At 62.0% G+C, this 14773-nt stretch carries 14 protein-coding genes; 9 read left to right on the top strand and 5 right to left on the bottom strand.

Going from position 1 to position 14773, the window contains the following annotated elements; translation table 11 throughout:
* The 4 genes from EN780_RS01205 to ugpC all read left to right on the top strand — a co-directional run.
* On the top strand, positions 1-835 hold an 835-nt coding region (locus tag EN780_RS01205; protein WP_128271699.1), incomplete at its 5' end, for an extracellular solute-binding protein.
* Between the two features lie 156 nt (positions 836-991).
* Positions 992-1828, top strand: coding sequence for a sugar ABC transporter permease (locus EN780_RS01210; RefSeq protein WP_245478072.1), 837 nt, complete (start codon positions 992-994; stop codon positions 1826-1828).
* A gap of 10 nt (positions 1829-1838) precedes the next feature.
* The gene (locus EN780_RS01215; protein WP_210215013.1) at positions 1839-2672 is read left to right on the top strand and encodes a carbohydrate ABC transporter permease; all 834 of its coding nucleotides are present in this window, start codon (positions 1839-1841) and stop codon (positions 2670-2672) included.
* Between the two features lie 3 nt (positions 2673-2675).
* Positions 2676-3731 (top strand): sn-glycerol-3-phosphate ABC transporter ATP-binding protein UgpC, encoded by a 1056-nt coding sequence (gene ugpC, locus EN780_RS01220; protein ID WP_128271701.1) that lies wholly within the window; start codon positions 2676-2678, stop codon positions 3729-3731.
* Positions 3732-3882: 151 nt separating this feature from the next.
* On the opposite strand, the gene EN780_RS01225 is transcribed toward ugpC, so the two are convergent.
* The 5 genes from EN780_RS01225 to EN780_RS01245 form a co-directional block, all read right to left on the bottom strand.
* A complete protein-coding gene (locus EN780_RS01225) occupies positions 3883-5082 on the bottom strand; it encodes a mandelate racemase/muconate lactonizing enzyme family protein (RefSeq protein ID WP_128271703.1) in 1200 nt (399 codons plus the stop codon).
* 9 nt (positions 5083-5091) lie between these two features.
* Positions 5092-5418 (bottom strand): NIPSNAP family protein, encoded by a 327-nt coding sequence (locus EN780_RS01230; protein ID WP_127282693.1) that lies wholly within the window; start codon positions 5416-5418, stop codon positions 5092-5094.
* Positions 5419-5514: 96 nt separating this feature from the next.
* Complete coding sequence (locus EN780_RS01235; protein ID WP_128271705.1) at positions 5515-6873, bottom strand: mandelate racemase/muconate lactonizing enzyme family protein; 1359 nt, start codon at positions 6871-6873, stop codon at positions 5515-5517.
* 59 nt (positions 6874-6932) lie between these two features.
* Complete coding sequence (locus tag EN780_RS01240) at positions 6933-8099, bottom strand: mandelate racemase/muconate lactonizing enzyme family protein (protein WP_128271707.1); 1167 nt, start codon at positions 8097-8099, stop codon at positions 6933-6935.
* Between the two features lie 54 nt (positions 8100-8153).
* A complete protein-coding gene (locus EN780_RS01245) occupies positions 8154-8864 on the bottom strand; it encodes a GntR family transcriptional regulator (protein ID WP_127282690.1) in 711 nt (236 codons plus the stop codon).
* Positions 8865-9075: 211 nt separating this feature from the next.
* Between EN780_RS01245 and EN780_RS01250 the strand changes: the two genes are divergently transcribed.
* From EN780_RS01250 to EN780_RS01270, 5 genes are all read left to right on the top strand, one after another.
* Positions 9076-10557, top strand: a complete 1482-nt coding sequence (locus EN780_RS01250) for a sugar ABC transporter substrate-binding protein (RefSeq protein ID WP_127282689.1) — start codon at positions 9076-9078, stop codon at positions 10555-10557.
* A gap of 75 nt (positions 10558-10632) precedes the next feature.
* Positions 10633-11580: a sugar ABC transporter permease gene (locus tag EN780_RS01255; RefSeq protein WP_127282688.1), complete on the top strand. Its 948-nt coding sequence runs from the start codon at positions 10633-10635 to the stop codon at positions 11578-11580.
* Positions 11577-12467 carry a carbohydrate ABC transporter permease gene (locus EN780_RS01260; RefSeq protein WP_127282687.1) on the top strand — a complete coding sequence of 297 codons (891 nt, stop codon included), beginning with the start codon at positions 11577-11579 and terminating at the stop codon, positions 12465-12467. Before EN780_RS01255 ends, EN780_RS01260 begins: the two co-directional genes overlap by 4 nt.
* A gap of 10 nt (positions 12468-12477) precedes the next feature.
* Complete coding sequence (locus tag EN780_RS01265; RefSeq protein ID WP_127282686.1) at positions 12478-13575, top strand: ABC transporter ATP-binding protein; 1098 nt, start codon at positions 12478-12480, stop codon at positions 13573-13575.
* A gap of 31 nt (positions 13576-13606) precedes the next feature.
* Positions 13607-14770 (top strand): mandelate racemase/muconate lactonizing enzyme family protein, encoded by a 1164-nt coding sequence (locus EN780_RS01270; RefSeq protein ID WP_128271709.1) that lies wholly within the window; start codon positions 13607-13609, stop codon positions 14768-14770.
* Positions 14771-14773 lie beyond the last annotated feature (3 nt).

Raw genomic sequence — 14773 nt, forward strand, 5'->3', positions numbered from 1 at the left:
TTACAAGGCCGCAGGGCTCGATCCGGAGAAGCCGCCGACGAGTTGGGCCGAACTGACCAAGGTCTGCGACGCCTTCAAGGCGCAGGGTAAACCCGCCTGCTTCATGATGGCCAACAAGGAAGGCTACAACGCCGAGTTCTTCCTTTCGGAAGCCGCGAACCAGTCGCTGACCACGCAGCAACAGGCCGATTGGCTGGCAGGCAAGCTCCATTGGTCGGATCCGCCGATCAAGGCGATCCTGCAGGCCTGGGTCGATACCGCCAAGAATGGCTGGTACCAGGAGGGCGGCAACTCGCAGACCATGTTCATGGATGAGTTCGCCCTCTTCGAGCAAGGTGTCGGAGCCAACGTGATGGGTCTGCTCTCCAACGTCGCGCATTGGAAGCAGTTCGAAACCAACATGGGCGTCGACAAGGTCGGGGTCTATCCCATGCCCTCGCCGACCGTTGCTGCCGATCAGCATGAAGGTGCCCCCGGCGTTCCGCTCGACGGCGGCGTTGGCTACGGCGTGAACAAGGACTCCGCGAACATCGATCTCGCCGTCGACGCGGTGCGAATCCTCGCCTCGCCGGAAGTCCTGTCATACCTGGTCAACGACACCGGCTCGGTGCCAGCAAACACCGAAGTCAATACATCCGGCATTGACAGCCCTGGCCTCAAGCAGATCATGGGCTGGCTTGCGACCAGAGCCGTTCCGACCACGCATGCCAATTCTTCAGCGGCCGAGCTCGATGAATGGCACCACCAGAGCCAGCTCCTGTTCAACGGTGAAGCCACCGTGGACCAGGCCGCGGCGGCGCTGGACAAGGTCCAGGCTGAAGCCAAGCCGCAATAGCAATCTTCTCCACGCAGACAGTGGGGGCGCGAGACGCGCCCCCGTCCCCGCATCAGTGACGTGCCCATGACCGCCAATTCGTTACACCAGACAGGCCAAGCCGCGCGGACCCGTACCCGCCCAGGCCGGAGCCGCCGGGCAGAGGCGCGCGTCGCGGTGCTGTTCCTGCTTCCGGCCATCCTGCTTGTCCTGGTGTTTCGCATCTTTCCGCTGTTCTGGGGGTTTGGCATCTCCCTGACCAGCGCGACGTCGACCGACCCGGGCCAGTTCATCGGCGCCGGCAACTATCTGCGCGCACTGGACGACCCGAATTTCCGCTCCGCCATGGCCAACGCCGTCGTGGTGTTGCTTTCGGTGCCGATCTTTGTGACCATCCCGATGCTGCTGGCCATCCTGATCCACCAGGGCGTGCCGGGGCGCACGTTTTTCCGTTCCGTCTATTTCTTTCCCGCCATTCTCTCGAGCGTCATCATCGGGTCTATTTTCAGCGTGGTGCTGAGCTTCAATGGCAATCTGAACGCGTTGCTGAGCATAGCGGGGATCAGCGGTGTGGACTGGCTGGGGCACTCGGCGACCGCACTCCCGGTGACGCTGGCGATCCAATGCTGGTCGACCTTCGGCATGGGTGTGCTGATCTTCCTTGCCGGGCTGTCGACCGTGTCCAAGGAAATGGTCGAGGCGGCCCGTCTCGACGGCGCCAAGATGTGGCAGATCTGGTGGCATGTCATCATCCCGGAGCTTCGCCCGATCATCGAGTTCTCGACGGTGATCACGACCATCGGCCTGCTGACTTCGATGTTCGGCCTGATCTACGTGCTGACCGGCGGCGGACCCGGCACGGCGACGACGGTGCCCGAATATCTGATCTGGGCCGCACAGGGAAAGCTCAACCGGCCCGCCTACGCCGCCGCTGTCTCGATGGTCCTGTTTTTCATGACGAGCATTCTCGCATGGCTGCAGATTCGCATCTTGTCGCGCAACGCGAACATCTGAAGGAGAGGTCGTGTCAGGAGCAGGAAAACGACAGCGTCTGACCCTCAGGATCGCGGCGATCCCGATGGGGTTGCTGGCCTTGAGCTGCCTCTACCCGATCTTTTTCGCCGTCAACAACGCACTCAAGACACGTCACGATTACATGCTCGACCGCTTCGGGCTGGCCACGCAGCCCACGCTCGACAATTTCGTGCAGGCCTGGACCCGCGCGCACCTTGATGAGTATTTCCTCAATTCCGTGATCGCGACGCTCGGGGCGGTCATCCTGTTGATGGTCGTGTCTTCCATGGCCGGCTTCGCCCTCGCGTCGCTGCGCTTTCCCTATCGGCGCTTCCTGTTCGCGGTCATCCTGTCGTCGCTGATGATCCCCGTGCAGGTCGTGCTGGTGCCCTTCATGCGCACGATGCTTGCCCTCAACCTGGTCAACACGCACATCGGGCTCATCCTGTCTTACACCGCATTTTTCCTGCCTTTCTCGGTCTACATGATGACGGCGTTCTACTCCGGCCTGCCGCGCGAGCTGATCGAAGCGGCGCGGATCGACGGGGCCTCGCTGCTGCAGGTCTGGTGGCACGTGATGCTGCCCCTGGGAACGCCGGCATTGGTGACGCTGGCCATCCTCAACACGCTGAGCTGCTGGAACGACATTCTGATCTCCCTGCTGGTCATGCAGAAGCACCGCACCCTCATGGTGGGGATTTCCGCGCTCAAGGGCCAGTACTCGGACCAGATACCCCTGTTTACCGCTGGCATCGTCATCGCGGCGGCGCCGATCGTTGTTCTTTACATCCTGTTCCAGCGACGAATTGTTTCGGGCATCGCCGTGGGCGCAGTGAAAGGTTAGCCGATGGCGCGTGTCGAACTGAAACAGGTCAGCAAGAGCTTTGGATCGACGGACGTTATCCGCGATGTCTCGCTTTCGATCGAGGAGGGCGAGTTCGCCGTATTCGTGGGCCCTTCGGGCTGCGGAAAATCCACCCTGCTGCGCATGATTGCCGGGCTCGAAGAGACGAGCGGGGGCGAGATCTTCATCGGCGGTGACGACGTGACAGACGCCGAGCCTGCCGACCGCGGAGTGGCGATGGTGTTCCAGTCCTATGCGCTCTATCCGCACATGACGGTGGCGGACAACATGAGCTTCGGCCTGCGGATGGCGCACCGCCCGAAGGAGGAAATCGCCAGCAAGGTCGGGCGCGCGGCCAAGATCCTGCAGCTCGAAGACTATTTGCAGCGCAAGCCGGCCCAGCTCTCGGGAGGACAGCGCCAACGGGTGGCAATAGGGCGGGCGATCGTGCGCGACCCGAAGGTGTTTCTCTTCGATGAGCCGCTCAGCAATCTGGATGCCGAGCTGCGGGTGCAGATGCGCGTGGAACTCGCCAAGCTCCACCGGGTCCTTGGCAACACCATGATCTATGTGACGCACGACCAGACTGAAGCGCTGACCATGGCCGATCGGATCGTCGTGCTGCGCAGTGGGCGCATCGAGCAGATCGGCACACCGCAAGACCTCTATCAGGATCCCGACAACGCGTTCGTCGCGGGTTTCATCGGCTCTCCGCGGATGAACTTTCTGACCGCCATTATGCAGGCGGGGGGCCGTCTCGCGTTTGGAGACCAGGAGATGGACAGCCCGGCACAGACCCCGCTTGAGCCCGGCCGGAAACTGCAGCTGGGCTTGAGGCCCGAACATCTCGACCAGGACAAGGGTGTCGACCTCGAGGCAAAGGTGGAATTCGTCGAAGCGATGGGCTCTACGGCCTATGTCCACGCCACGCTGGCGACCGGCGAGACCATCATCGCGGAGCGGCGGTCGTCGCAACCAAGGACCGGCGACAAGATCATCCTGCATTTTGCGCCCGCATCGGCGCGGCTCTTCGGCGAAGACGGACAACGCATCCGGTGAGCGTTCACGCGCCTCCTCGACCGCATGAGAACGAGAGCCGACCATCCGCCGCGTGGGACGTGATCAAGACCAGCGATGACTGAAGCGATAATCTTGGGTCCGCCGGCCCGGCGCCGGCACCGGCTGCTCGCTCTGGCTGGCTGACGCCCAATCAGTCGAAGAACCCGGCGTCTTCTTCCAGCAGATACTGCTTGGCGCCCTGGGCGTCGATGTCGAGGCCGAGCCCGGGAGCTTCGAGCAGGTCGACCATCGAATCCTTTACCACCTGCTTGGGCAGGCCGATGACGATATCGTTCCACCACGGCTCCGAGGCGCTTGGATATTCGAATGCCACGTAGTTGGCGGGCAAGGTGGCGCAGACATTGATCAGCGCGCCGAGGCCGAGCAGGCCGTTGGCGGTGCCGTGCGGCGCCATCAGGATCGAGTGCATGTAGGCGTGCTCGGCGACCCATTTGAGTTCGGCAATGCCGCCAATATCGGCCGGATCGGGGCCGATGACGCGCACCGCCTGGGTCTCGATCAGTTCCTTGAAATTGTGGCGCAGGTAGATCTGCTCGCCGGTATGGATCGGCGTCGAGGTGGAGGTCGTCAGCTCGCGATAGGCCTGCGGATTGACCCAGGGCACATAGTCGCCGGTCAGCATGTCCTCGAGCCACATCAGATTGTACTTCTCGACCGCGCGGGCGAACCTGATCGCATCGGGCAGCATCCAGCCTGGACCGCAATCGAGCGCCAGGCTGACCTTGTCGCCCAGCACTTCCTTCATCGCGATCACGCAGTCGAGCATGTGATTGAACCCGCGCTCGCTGATCACGCCCTGATCCATGGCGCCGTGATAGCCGGCCTTCTTCTGCGTCACGCCGTAATGGAAGCCCTCGATGGTGTCCTTCATGTTGGAATGGAACGAGATTCCCTGCTTGATCATGAAGAAGTTCTGCGGCTGCTCCATCATCCATTTGACGTCGGCGGCGTAATCCTCCGGCCGATCGCCCGCGCGTTTGCGGCGGATCGAGCCGTTGTAGACACGCACCTTGTCGCGCACCTTGCCGCCGAGCAGCTTGTAGGCCGGCACGCCTGCCGCCTTGCCGGCAATGTCCCACAAGGCATGCTCGATGGCCGAAACGGCGGCACCATAGGGCTTGAACGAGCCGCGTTGGCGGATCTTCAGCATCACCCGCTCGACGTCGGTCGGATCCTCGCCGATCAGCGCGTCGCGGAAATGCAGCACAAACGGCTTGAGATAGGTCTTGGTGAACTCGACCTCGCCAAGGCCATAGAGGCCCTCATCGGTAACGATGCGCACTATGGGGTGCTTGCCGATGACGGCACAGCGCAGGTCGGTGATCTTCATGGCGCAGTCCTATTTCACAGACGAGAAAGCTGTCGGCGTGAGCAGCTGGCTGCTGATATTGGCAATGATCTGCCCGTCGCGCTCAGACTCGTCCCGGGCCCTGTGCCATGCCGGATCGGTGACGAAAGCCGCCCATTTCGCCTCACGCTCGGCCAGCGAATCCCAAGCGAGGAAATAGGTGAGGCGATTGCTGTTTTCGCCGATCGCCGTGGTGAAAAACCCGGCTTGGCGGATGCCATGCCTCTCCCAGATGGCCAGCGTCTGGTCGGAAAAGCGCCTGAGCAAAGCCGGCAGCCTGCCCGGCAGACAGTCATAGATACGCAGTTCGTAGAACATGGTTTGGTCCGTTTCCTTCTTCGCCTCTCCATTGGGAGAGGTCGACACGAATGGTCGGTCGTAGGCCTTGTGAGCCTGGAGGGAAGGTGGTCTGGGCTAACTCCAGGTCCGGTCCCAGCTATATTCATTGTCCCAATGCTCGGTGGATTGCCATATTCCCATGACACCCGGTTGCAGGTGATGCGAGATGACCTCGTCGACGACGTCGTCGATCCCCAGCCCCGGCTTGTCCGGCACGGTGATGAAACCGTCCCTGACGAGCGGCCTGGGGAGACCTGTGACGATGTCGTCCCACCAGTCGACATCGGCGGAATGGTATTCGAGCGCCATGAAGTTTTCGGTCGCGGTCGCGACATGCGCCGCAGCCATCGCGGCGATCGGGCTTTCTGCCATATGGATCGCCATGGCGACGCCGTGGTCCTGCGCCATATCGCCGATCTTTTTGGTCTCGAGGATGCCGCCGCTGGTGAGCAGGTCCGGATGGATGATCGAGACGCCGTCGCTCTTGAGCAGGGGCTCGAAGGCCTCCTTGAGATAGATGTCCTCGCCGGTGCAGATCGGCACCGTGGTGGCTTGCTGCAGTTGCCGGTATTGCTCGGTGTATTGCCAGGGGATCACGTCCTCGAGCCAGGCAGGTGCGTATTTCTCGATGCGGCGCGACAGGCGTATGCCGTCCTGCAGCGAGATGTGGCCGACATGATCGATGGCTAAAGGGATCTCGTAGCCGATGACCTCGCGAACCTCGTGGATATATTGTTCGAGCAGGTCGATCCCCTTTTCGGTGAAATGCAGGCCCGTGAACGGGTGCTGCACGTTCTGTGCATCGTAGGCGAGGTTGCGGGCCTTACGCTCTTCGGATGTGCCGCCACGGCCGCGCGGATTGGCGTGAAACCCTTCGAGCGCGCCGGCGGGCGCGACGACGGCGCCCGGAACATGGGAGATCTGCATCAAGCCCAGGTCCATCTTCAAGAATGTGAACCCGCGGTCCATGCGCTCCTTGAGGCGCTTGCCGGTTTCGGTCCCGCTCGGTTTCTCGGCGTCGGTATCGCAATAGACGCGCACGTGATCGCGAAACTTGCCGCCCAGCATCTGATAGATCGGGACGCCATAGGCCTTGCCTGCGAGATCCCACAGCGCGATCTCGACCGCGGAGACGCCCCCGCCTTGGCGGCCGTGCCCGCCAAACTGCTTGATGCGGCGGAACAGGCGATCGATGTCGCAAGGGTTCTCGCCCAGCAGCCGGCTCTTCAGCATCAGCGCGTAGGTGGCGCTGGCGCCGTCACGCACTTCGCCAAGTCCGACGATGCCCTGGTTGGTGTAAATCTTGAGCAGTGCCGAGGTGAACGGCGCGCCGACGATTTCGGCAACCCGCATGTCGGTGATGCGGAGCTCGGACGGCCTGGAATTCGTGTTCACCCGATTGAGCGCCGCGTCGGCTCCACCCGTCTCTGGCATGACTTATCCTCGTTCTGGTCGATGGGGCTTGTGACCCGCACATGGGCCGGCGAGCACGCCTAACTCAGCTCGATCTCGTGAGCCTGCAGATAGTCGCGGTTCATCTCGACGCCGAGACCGGGTCTTGACGTCAGCTTGAGGCTGCCGTTCGAAACGTCGAGCGGCGTGTCGATGAGATGATCGTATTTGGAGAGATCCCACTCCGACGTTTCGAGCTTGTAGAAGTTCGGAACGGTCATCATCACCTGCGCTCCCGCAACCACGTTTATCGGTCCCGCGGCATCATGGGGCGAGACCGGGATGTAGTAGGCCTCGCACAGGGCGGAGATCTTCTTGAGTTCGGTAATGCCGCCGGTCCAGGTCACGTCGGGCATGATGTAGTCGGCGAGCTTGTTCTCCAGCACCGGCACGAAATCCCATTTCGTGTGGCCGCGCTCGCCCCACGAGATGGCGGCGCTGACCTTCTCACGCACCTGCTTGAGCGCGTTGAGGCTTTCGGGCGGGCAAGGTTCCTCGAACCAGTCGATCTGGCCAGCCTCCTCGAGGCTGCGACAGAGGCGAATGGCGGTGGGAACGTCGAAGCGGCCATGCGCATCGATGAGGATGTCGACATCGGGGCCTGCCGTTTCGCGGATGAGAGCTGTGAGTTCGGCGGCCTCTCGCTCGTCCTTGCGGGTGATGCTGCCGTCGAGGTAGCCGTCCCGCTGCTCTCGCGACAGTCCATCGGTGGTGCGGCCCTGGTGCGGGAACGGATCGAACTTCAGCCCGGTGTGGCCGGACTCGACGATGTCTCGAATTTCACGGACCACAGCCTCCTTGCTGGTAAACTTGGCCTGGTTGGGATGGGTGTAGAGGGCGATTTCATCGCGCACCGGTCCGCCCAGCAACTCATAGATCGGCTTGCCGAGGACTTTGCCGCGGATGTCCCAAAGCGCTATGTCGATGGCGCTGACGCATTCGACGGCGGCGCCGCGGCTGCCCATATAGGTGAAGCTGCGGAAAACCTTGTGCCAGAGATGCTCGATGCGCGCCGGATCCTCGCCGGTCACGGCGGCACCGATCTGCCGCAGGATCGTGCAGAGCGCGCGGTTGGCGAGCTTGGTGGTGGTGGTGATCTCTCCCCAGCCGCTCACGCCCTCGTCGGTCGCCACTTCGACGAACAGGTACTCTCCCCAATAAGAAGCAGCGGACTTGATCAGCCATGGCCGAATGCTCGTGATTTTCATCTCACCTGCCTTTGTCCGATGCGGTCGGGATAACGACGTTCCAGACCGGATAGCCTACCCTGCCCGAGCGGCGTTGCGCGCGCGCATGTGTTCGAGGACATGCCGCCCGGAGCCCTCGACATGGCGTGCAATGAGTTCGGCTGCCTCGTCCGCATTTCCAGCTTTGACATGCGCGATGAGTTCTCGGTGCTCGCGAATGATCGCGGCGCGCCGGGCGAGCGTGAAATTGAAGCGCCGGCTCACCGCCCGCAGCACTTCGCGATGCTTCCACCAAAGCTCGGCGGCATGGCGGTTGTAGTGCCTCTGGTACATCACGGTGTGGAAGGCAGTATCCAGCTCACTGTGCCTGAACGTGTCGGCGAAGTTGTTCTCTTCGATCAGGGCCTGGATGCGTTCGAGCTCAGCAATGTCCTCGACGGTAGCCATATTCACGAACCATCGCGTCAGAGCCGGCTCGATCAGGACTCCGATCTCGTAGATATCCCGGACAAAATCCTGGTCTATAGGCCGCACGCGCGCCCCGCGGTTGGGAACGAAGGTGACAAAGCCCTCGCCCCGCAACAGTTGCAGGGCTTCGCGCACGGGATTGGTCGAGGTGCCGTGACGCCGGGCGAGATCGGTGACCACCAGCCGTTCGTTGGCGGCGAGCCGCCCTTCTATGATGTCTTCCCTGATCAGTTGATAAAGCGAGGCGCCCTCGCTTGAGGCCCCGAGAGCGTCAATCCCTTCGGGTGGTTCCGCTTTGAAATCGCTTGTTTCTGCCAAGGCCCGCTCCCCAATCATACACACTTTGACCGATATCACGCACGGTCCCCATAAACAATGTACGATTTATCGCGTTGACAGACAATCTGCGATCTGAAAACGTACAAAATGCTCGAAGGGATACATTTGAACGAGATATCCCCATGGCCGACGAGCAAAGACCGCTCGCCTCGATGCTGAGCGGCATGGGAGAGAAACCTGGAGGATACCTATGACGAGGATTACACTCGGCGGTGCCGTCCTGCGCGGCACTGTCTCCACTGCCTTAATGGCATCGTTGATGTCCGCACCAGCGCTGGGCGCGGCGCCGGTCGATCTGAGCAAGTGGTCGCCGGAATATGTGCGCTCCATTGCCGGCACACAGGATTTTGATACGGCGGCCGATTGCGGCAAGGTCACCCCGCTCGACTACAAGGGGCGGCTGACTTTCTGGTATCAGGGCGTGTTCGAGGGCGATCCCGACCTCCTGCGCCAGTACTACAAGGACTTCTTCGAGACCTTCCGAAAGACCTATCCGAACATCCAGCTCGAGGAACAAGCCCTCACCTATAACGATCTCCTCGACAAGTTCCGCACGGCGCTCCTTGGCAATGCGGCGCCGATGGCGGTCCGCCTGCAAATCCTGGGTGGCACCGAATTCGCCTCAAAGGGCTATCTGGAGCCGCTCAAGCCGGAGGATGTCGGGTATTCGACCGAGGATTTCTGGCCCGGCGCCATGAAGGCCGTGACCTGGGACGGGGTGACCTACGGCATTCCAACCAACAATGAAACAATGGCTTTCATCTGGAATGCCGACATCTTCAAGCGCGCGGGCCTTGATCCGGACAAGGCTCCGGCGACCTGGGACGACGTCGTCAAGTACTCCAAGCAGATCCACGACAAGCTCGGCATCGCCGGTTACGGCCTGGTGGCGCGCAAGAATGCCGGCAATACGCCGTACCGCTTCATGCCTCAGTTGTGGGCCTATGGCGGCGGCGTCTTCGACGAAGCCACGGCGAACCCGACGTATAAGGAGATCGAGCTCAACAGCCCGCAGAGCAAGGCGGCGCTGCAAGCCTCTTACGACATGTATGTTCGCGACAAGTCGGTTCCGGTTTCCGCACTCACCAACCAGCAGGCCGACAACCAGCCGCTGTTCCTGGCCGGCCAGCTCGGCATGATGATCTCGCACCCGTCCGACTACAATGTCATGCTCGACCTGCAGAAGAAGGCGACCGGCACCGACAAGGACAAGGCGCAGACCGTCATCGACAACATGCGCTACGGCCTGATTCCGACCGGCCCGGACGGCAAGCGCGCCGTCGTGTTCGGCGGCTCGAACATTCACATCCTGAAGCCCGAATATGTCGAAGGCGGCAAGGTGGACGAGCCGGCGGCCAAGGCCATCATCTGCATGTGGACGAGCCCCGAGTGGTCGCTAAAGATGGCGTACGCCGGCTCGAACCCGGGCAACCTTAACGGCTTCAAGACCAAATGGATGAAGGAGCGGCTGGACAGCATCAAGTTCCTCGATGTCACCACCTCGATGCTGCCATACGGCATTCCGTTCCCGGCGCTGCCGCAATCGCCCGAGATCATGAACATCATCGTCCCGGACATGCTGCAGAATGCCCTGACCGGTGCGATGACCGTCGACCAGGCAGCGGACGACGCGGCCAAGAAGGTGAAAGACCTGATGGGCGGCGGCCTCTAGCCGAAGCCTGACCCGATCTTGCCGGCTGCGCCGAGCGCGCAGCCGGTTCGCTCCGAAAAACAAGGGCACGCCAAAGTGACGATCGTGGCCGGAAAGACCGGGGCTCGGCGAAGATTGCGACCCCTGCTGGGCAAGATTTGGGAGCATCGCGCTGACTACGCGTACGTGCTTCCTGCGATTGCCGTGATGCTGATCGTCATCGCTTATCCGATCTACTACACGATCGAGCTGTCGTTCTTCAACACGCCACCCGGCCTGCAGCTCCGCGACAAGATCTTCGTCGGCTTCGGCAACTACACCGCCATCCTCACCAGTCCGGTGTTCTGGAAGGTCACCTCCAACACCCTTATCTGGACACTGGCATCCACCTTCATCTCCTTTGTCCTGGGATTTGCCTGCGCGCTGGCGCTCCATCGCGAGTTTGTCGGCCGGGGCGTGCTGCGCGCCATCCTGATCATTCCCTGGGTCATCAGCGCGGTCGCCGCATCCTATATCTGGAAGTGGATCTACCATTCGGACTTCGGGATCATCGGCGCGGTATTGGTCGGCCTCGGATTGGCCGATCGGCCGCCGAATTTCATCGACAGCGTCAGCACGGTGCTGCCCTCCCTGATCGTCGTCAATATCTGGCGGGAGTTTCCGTTCGCCATGATCATGATGATGGCCGGTCTTCAGACAGTCCCCGAGCAGTTGTTGCGCGCCGCAAAAGTCGACGGCGCCAATGCATGGCAGCGCTTCTGGCACGTCACCTTCCCGCATTTGAGAAACGTCTCCACGGTGACGATCCTGCTGCTGGCGGTGGCCAACTTCAATTCCTTCATCATCCCCTGGATCATGACCGGCGGCGGGCCGTCCAACGCTTCGCACATCTGGATCACCCACATCTATGAGCTCGCCTTCGGCCGGCAGCGCTGGGGGGTGGCATCGGCCTATTCGGTGCTTCTTTTCCTCATCCTGATGACGCTCGGCTACTTCTACGTCCGAGCGCTAAGCGGAAACGAACGCAAGGATGCAGGCGCATGAGCACGATCGCCGAGACAGCCCGTCTGGGTCAGGCCCGTCGACGCGCGAGCATCGACGGATGGCGGTGGGGCGGGCGTATCTTCCTCACGTTCATGCTGCTCTACACCGCATTGCCGATGATCTGGATGCTGCTCACCTCGATCAAGTCCGGCTTCGCCGCGATGCAGTTCCCGCCGCAATGGTGGCCTGACCAACCAACCCTTGCCAGCTACCAGAAGCTGCTTGATCCGCAGAACAGCGTCGGCCAGGACTTCCTCCGCTTCTTCTGGAACAGCCTTTTCGTCTCCACAGCCACGACCATCCTTTCGGTGATCGTGGCGGTTCCCGCGGCCTACGCGTTTTCTCGCTTCACGTTTCCTGGCCGGAACTTCCTGTTCTTCGCCGTATTGCTGCGCAACATGTTCCCGGCGGTGATCTTTCTCGTGCCGCTCTTCATCCTGATGCGCGCCATCGGGCTGGTGAACACGCATGGGTCGCTCATTCTCACCTATCTCACCTTCGGCCTGCCGCTGGCAATCTGGCTCCTCAAGGGCTTCTACGACAACATCCCGGTGCAGCTCGAGCAGGCGGCGCGCATCGACGGGGCGACGCGGTTCCAGGCCTTTGTCCTGATCGTGATGCCGCTCTCGGCGCCAGGCATCATCGCCACGGCGATCTATTCCTTCATCGGCGCATGGAACGAATACATCTACGCGTACACCTTCCTCTCCAAGAACGAGCAGCTGACATTGCCGGTCGGTATCCAGCGCTTCTTCTCGGAAAACACGACCGACTTCCCGGGTCTGATGGCTGCCAGCTTCATGATGAGCGTGCCCGTCGTGGTCCTCTTCCTCGTCCTGCAACGATACTTCGTACGCGCCCTTACCGAAGGCGCGGTCAAGCACTAGGGAGTTGCCGATGGCCCACGTGGTCCTCAAAGATCTCGTCAAGACCTATGGCGGCTTCAAAGCCGTCAACGAGGTTTCGCTGACGGTCGATGACGGCGAGTTCGTTGCGCTCGTCGGCCCTTCAGGCTGCGGCAAGACAACAACACTCAACCTCATCGCTGGGCTGATCCCGATCACATCGGGCGACATCCTCATCGGCGACCGGGTGGTCAACGACCTCGACCCCAAGGACCGGGACATCGCTATGGTGTTCCAGAACTATGCGCTCTATCCGCAAAAGTCGGTCTATATGAACCTCGCCTTCCCGCTGCAGATGCGCAAGCTGCCCAAGGACGAGATCGACAGGAAGGTCAGGGAAGCGGCGCGGGTGCTCGACATGACGCAACTGCTTGAGCGCAAGCCGCGCGAACTTTCGGGCGGGCAACAGCAGCGCGTGGCGCTCGGCCGCGCGCTGGTTCGAGATCCGGCGGTATTCCTGATGGACGAACCGCTCTCCAATCTCGACGCAAAGCTGCGCGTGCAGATGCGGTCCGAAATCAAGCGCTTCCATCAGGACCTCGAGGCGACGATCGTCTACGTGACGCACGACCAGCTGGAGGCCGTCACCATGGCAGACAGGATGGCCGTGATGAACGGCGGCTATCTGCAGCAATACGATTCGCCGGCACAAGTTTTCGCCCATCCCGCCAACATGTTCGTCGCGAGCTTCGTGGGCAGCCCGGCCATGAGCCTCATTCCGCTGGAGGCATCGACGGCCAACGGCGCCACCGCTCTGACGAGCGCTGAAGGCTGGAGCCTTGCACTGTCGGAACTCAACGCGCGCAAGGTCCAGGGAGCGACCACCAGGAAGGTCGTGCTCGGTGCCCGACATTCGACGATCAAGCTGCACAAGAGCGCCGTTCCCGGCGCCATCCCGGCCAAAGCCTACACTGTGGAACCGACCGGAGACATCACCTTCGTGCAAGCGTTCCTCTCCGGCGCGATCGTCAATATCAGCGTGTCCCCCACCATCGCCGTCGCACCCGACGAGCAGATCTGGCTCGAGTTCGACCAGGAGCGCATCCACCTGTTCGACGGCGAAACGGAGATGGCCCTCGAGGCCAACTGAGACAGGGCGGATGCGTGTGGAACGAGTGTGAATGACCACGAAGCTCAAGATCACGGCGATCAAGCCCTATCCGGTGTGGGTGGGGACCCGCAACCAGATGCTGGTCAAGATCGAGACCGATCAGGGCATCTTCGGCTGGGGCGAGAGCGGCTTGAGCGGTCGCGAGAAAGCCGTGGCCGGCGCGATCGAGCACTATCGCGAGTTCCTCATCGGCCGTGACCCGATGCAGATCGGCCGGATCTGGCAAGAGATCTATCGCAGCCAGTACTTCGAAGGCGGGCGCGTCCTGCAGGCGGCCATCTCGGCCATCGACATCGCCCTTCACGACATCAAGGGCAAGGCGCTGGGGGTGCCGGTTTATGAGCTGCTCGGCGGCAAGCAGCGCGACCGCATCCCGACCTTCGCCTCGACCGGTGACGAGGCCGAGGGCGATGCCGCCATCGAACGAGCCGGGGAACTGCGCGCGCAGGGGTGGCAGGCGATACGCTTCTTTCCCGTCGGGCAAAGCAGCAGGGACATCTTCGAGCCGCGCGAGTCGATCGGCGCTACCGCAAGCATGCTGAACAGGGCGCGCGAGGCGCTGGGCAACGACCTCGTGCTCGGCATCGACTACCATCATCGGCTGTCGGTGGCCGAGGCGGCAAGCTTCTGCAACAAGCTCGGCCGCGGCGTGCTCGATTTCCTCGAGGAGCCGATACGGGACGAGACGCCGGAGGCCTACGAATCCCTGCGTACGATGACCGACATCCCATTCGCCATCGGCGAGGAATTTGCCAGCAAGTGGCAATTCCTGCCCTACATCGAGCGCGGCATCCATCAGTTCAATCGGCTCGATGTCTGCAACGTCGGCGGGCTCACCGAAGCGATGAAGGTCGCGGGCTGGAGCGAAGCGCACTATCTGGACCTGATGCCGCACAATCCCCTTGGTCCGGTGTGCACCGCCGCGACCATACATCTCGCCGCCGCAGTGCCGAATTTCGCCTGGCTCGAGACCAGGGCGCCGGAAAGAAAGCTGGGCTTCGACAGTTCCGAGTTCTTCCCGGTGCAACCACAGCTCGACGGCCCCGACTATCCGGTCAGCGATCTGCCGGGGCTCGGCGTCGAGATCAACGAGGCGGCGATCCAGGCGCAGAGTTTCCGTTTCTGGGAAGCACCCCACCTCAAGCGCCGCGATGGTTCTGTCACGAACTGGTAGCGC

The sequence above is a fragment of the Mesorhizobium sp. M4B.F.Ca.ET.089.01.1.1 genome (assembly GCF_004022605.1).
Lineage (GTDB): Bacteria > Pseudomonadota > Alphaproteobacteria > Rhizobiales > Rhizobiaceae > Mesorhizobium > Mesorhizobium abyssinicae.

Excerpts from the sequence above, each read along its gene's own strand:
- ugpC (WP_128271701.1), top strand. The coding sequence starts at position 2,676 with ATGGCGCGTGTCGAACTGAAACAGGTCAGCAAGAGCTTTGGATCGACG.
- EN780_RS01225 (WP_128271703.1), bottom strand. The coding sequence starts at position 5,082 with ATGAAGATCACCGACCTGCGCTGTGCCGTCATCGGCAAGCACCCCATA.
- EN780_RS01230 (WP_127282693.1), bottom strand. The coding sequence starts at position 5,418 with ATGTTCTACGAACTGCGTATCTATGACTGTCTGCCGGGCAGGCTGCCG.
- EN780_RS01235 (WP_128271705.1), bottom strand. The coding sequence starts at position 6,873 with ATGCCAGAGACGGGTGGAGCCGACGCGGCGCTCAATCGGGTGAACACG.
- EN780_RS01240 (WP_128271707.1), bottom strand. The coding sequence starts at position 8,099 with ATGAAAATCACGAGCATTCGGCCATGGCTGATCAAGTCCGCTGCTTCT.
- EN780_RS01250 (WP_127282689.1), top strand. The coding sequence starts at position 9,076 with ATGACGAGGATTACACTCGGCGGTGCCGTCCTGCGCGGCACTGTCTCC.
- EN780_RS01260 (WP_127282687.1), top strand. The coding sequence starts at position 11,577 with ATGAGCACGATCGCCGAGACAGCCCGTCTGGGTCAGGCCCGTCGACGC.
- EN780_RS01265 (WP_127282686.1), top strand. The coding sequence starts at position 12,478 with ATGGCCCACGTGGTCCTCAAAGATCTCGTCAAGACCTATGGCGGCTTC.
- EN780_RS01270 (WP_128271709.1), top strand. The coding sequence starts at position 13,607 with ATGACCACGAAGCTCAAGATCACGGCGATCAAGCCCTATCCGGTGTGG.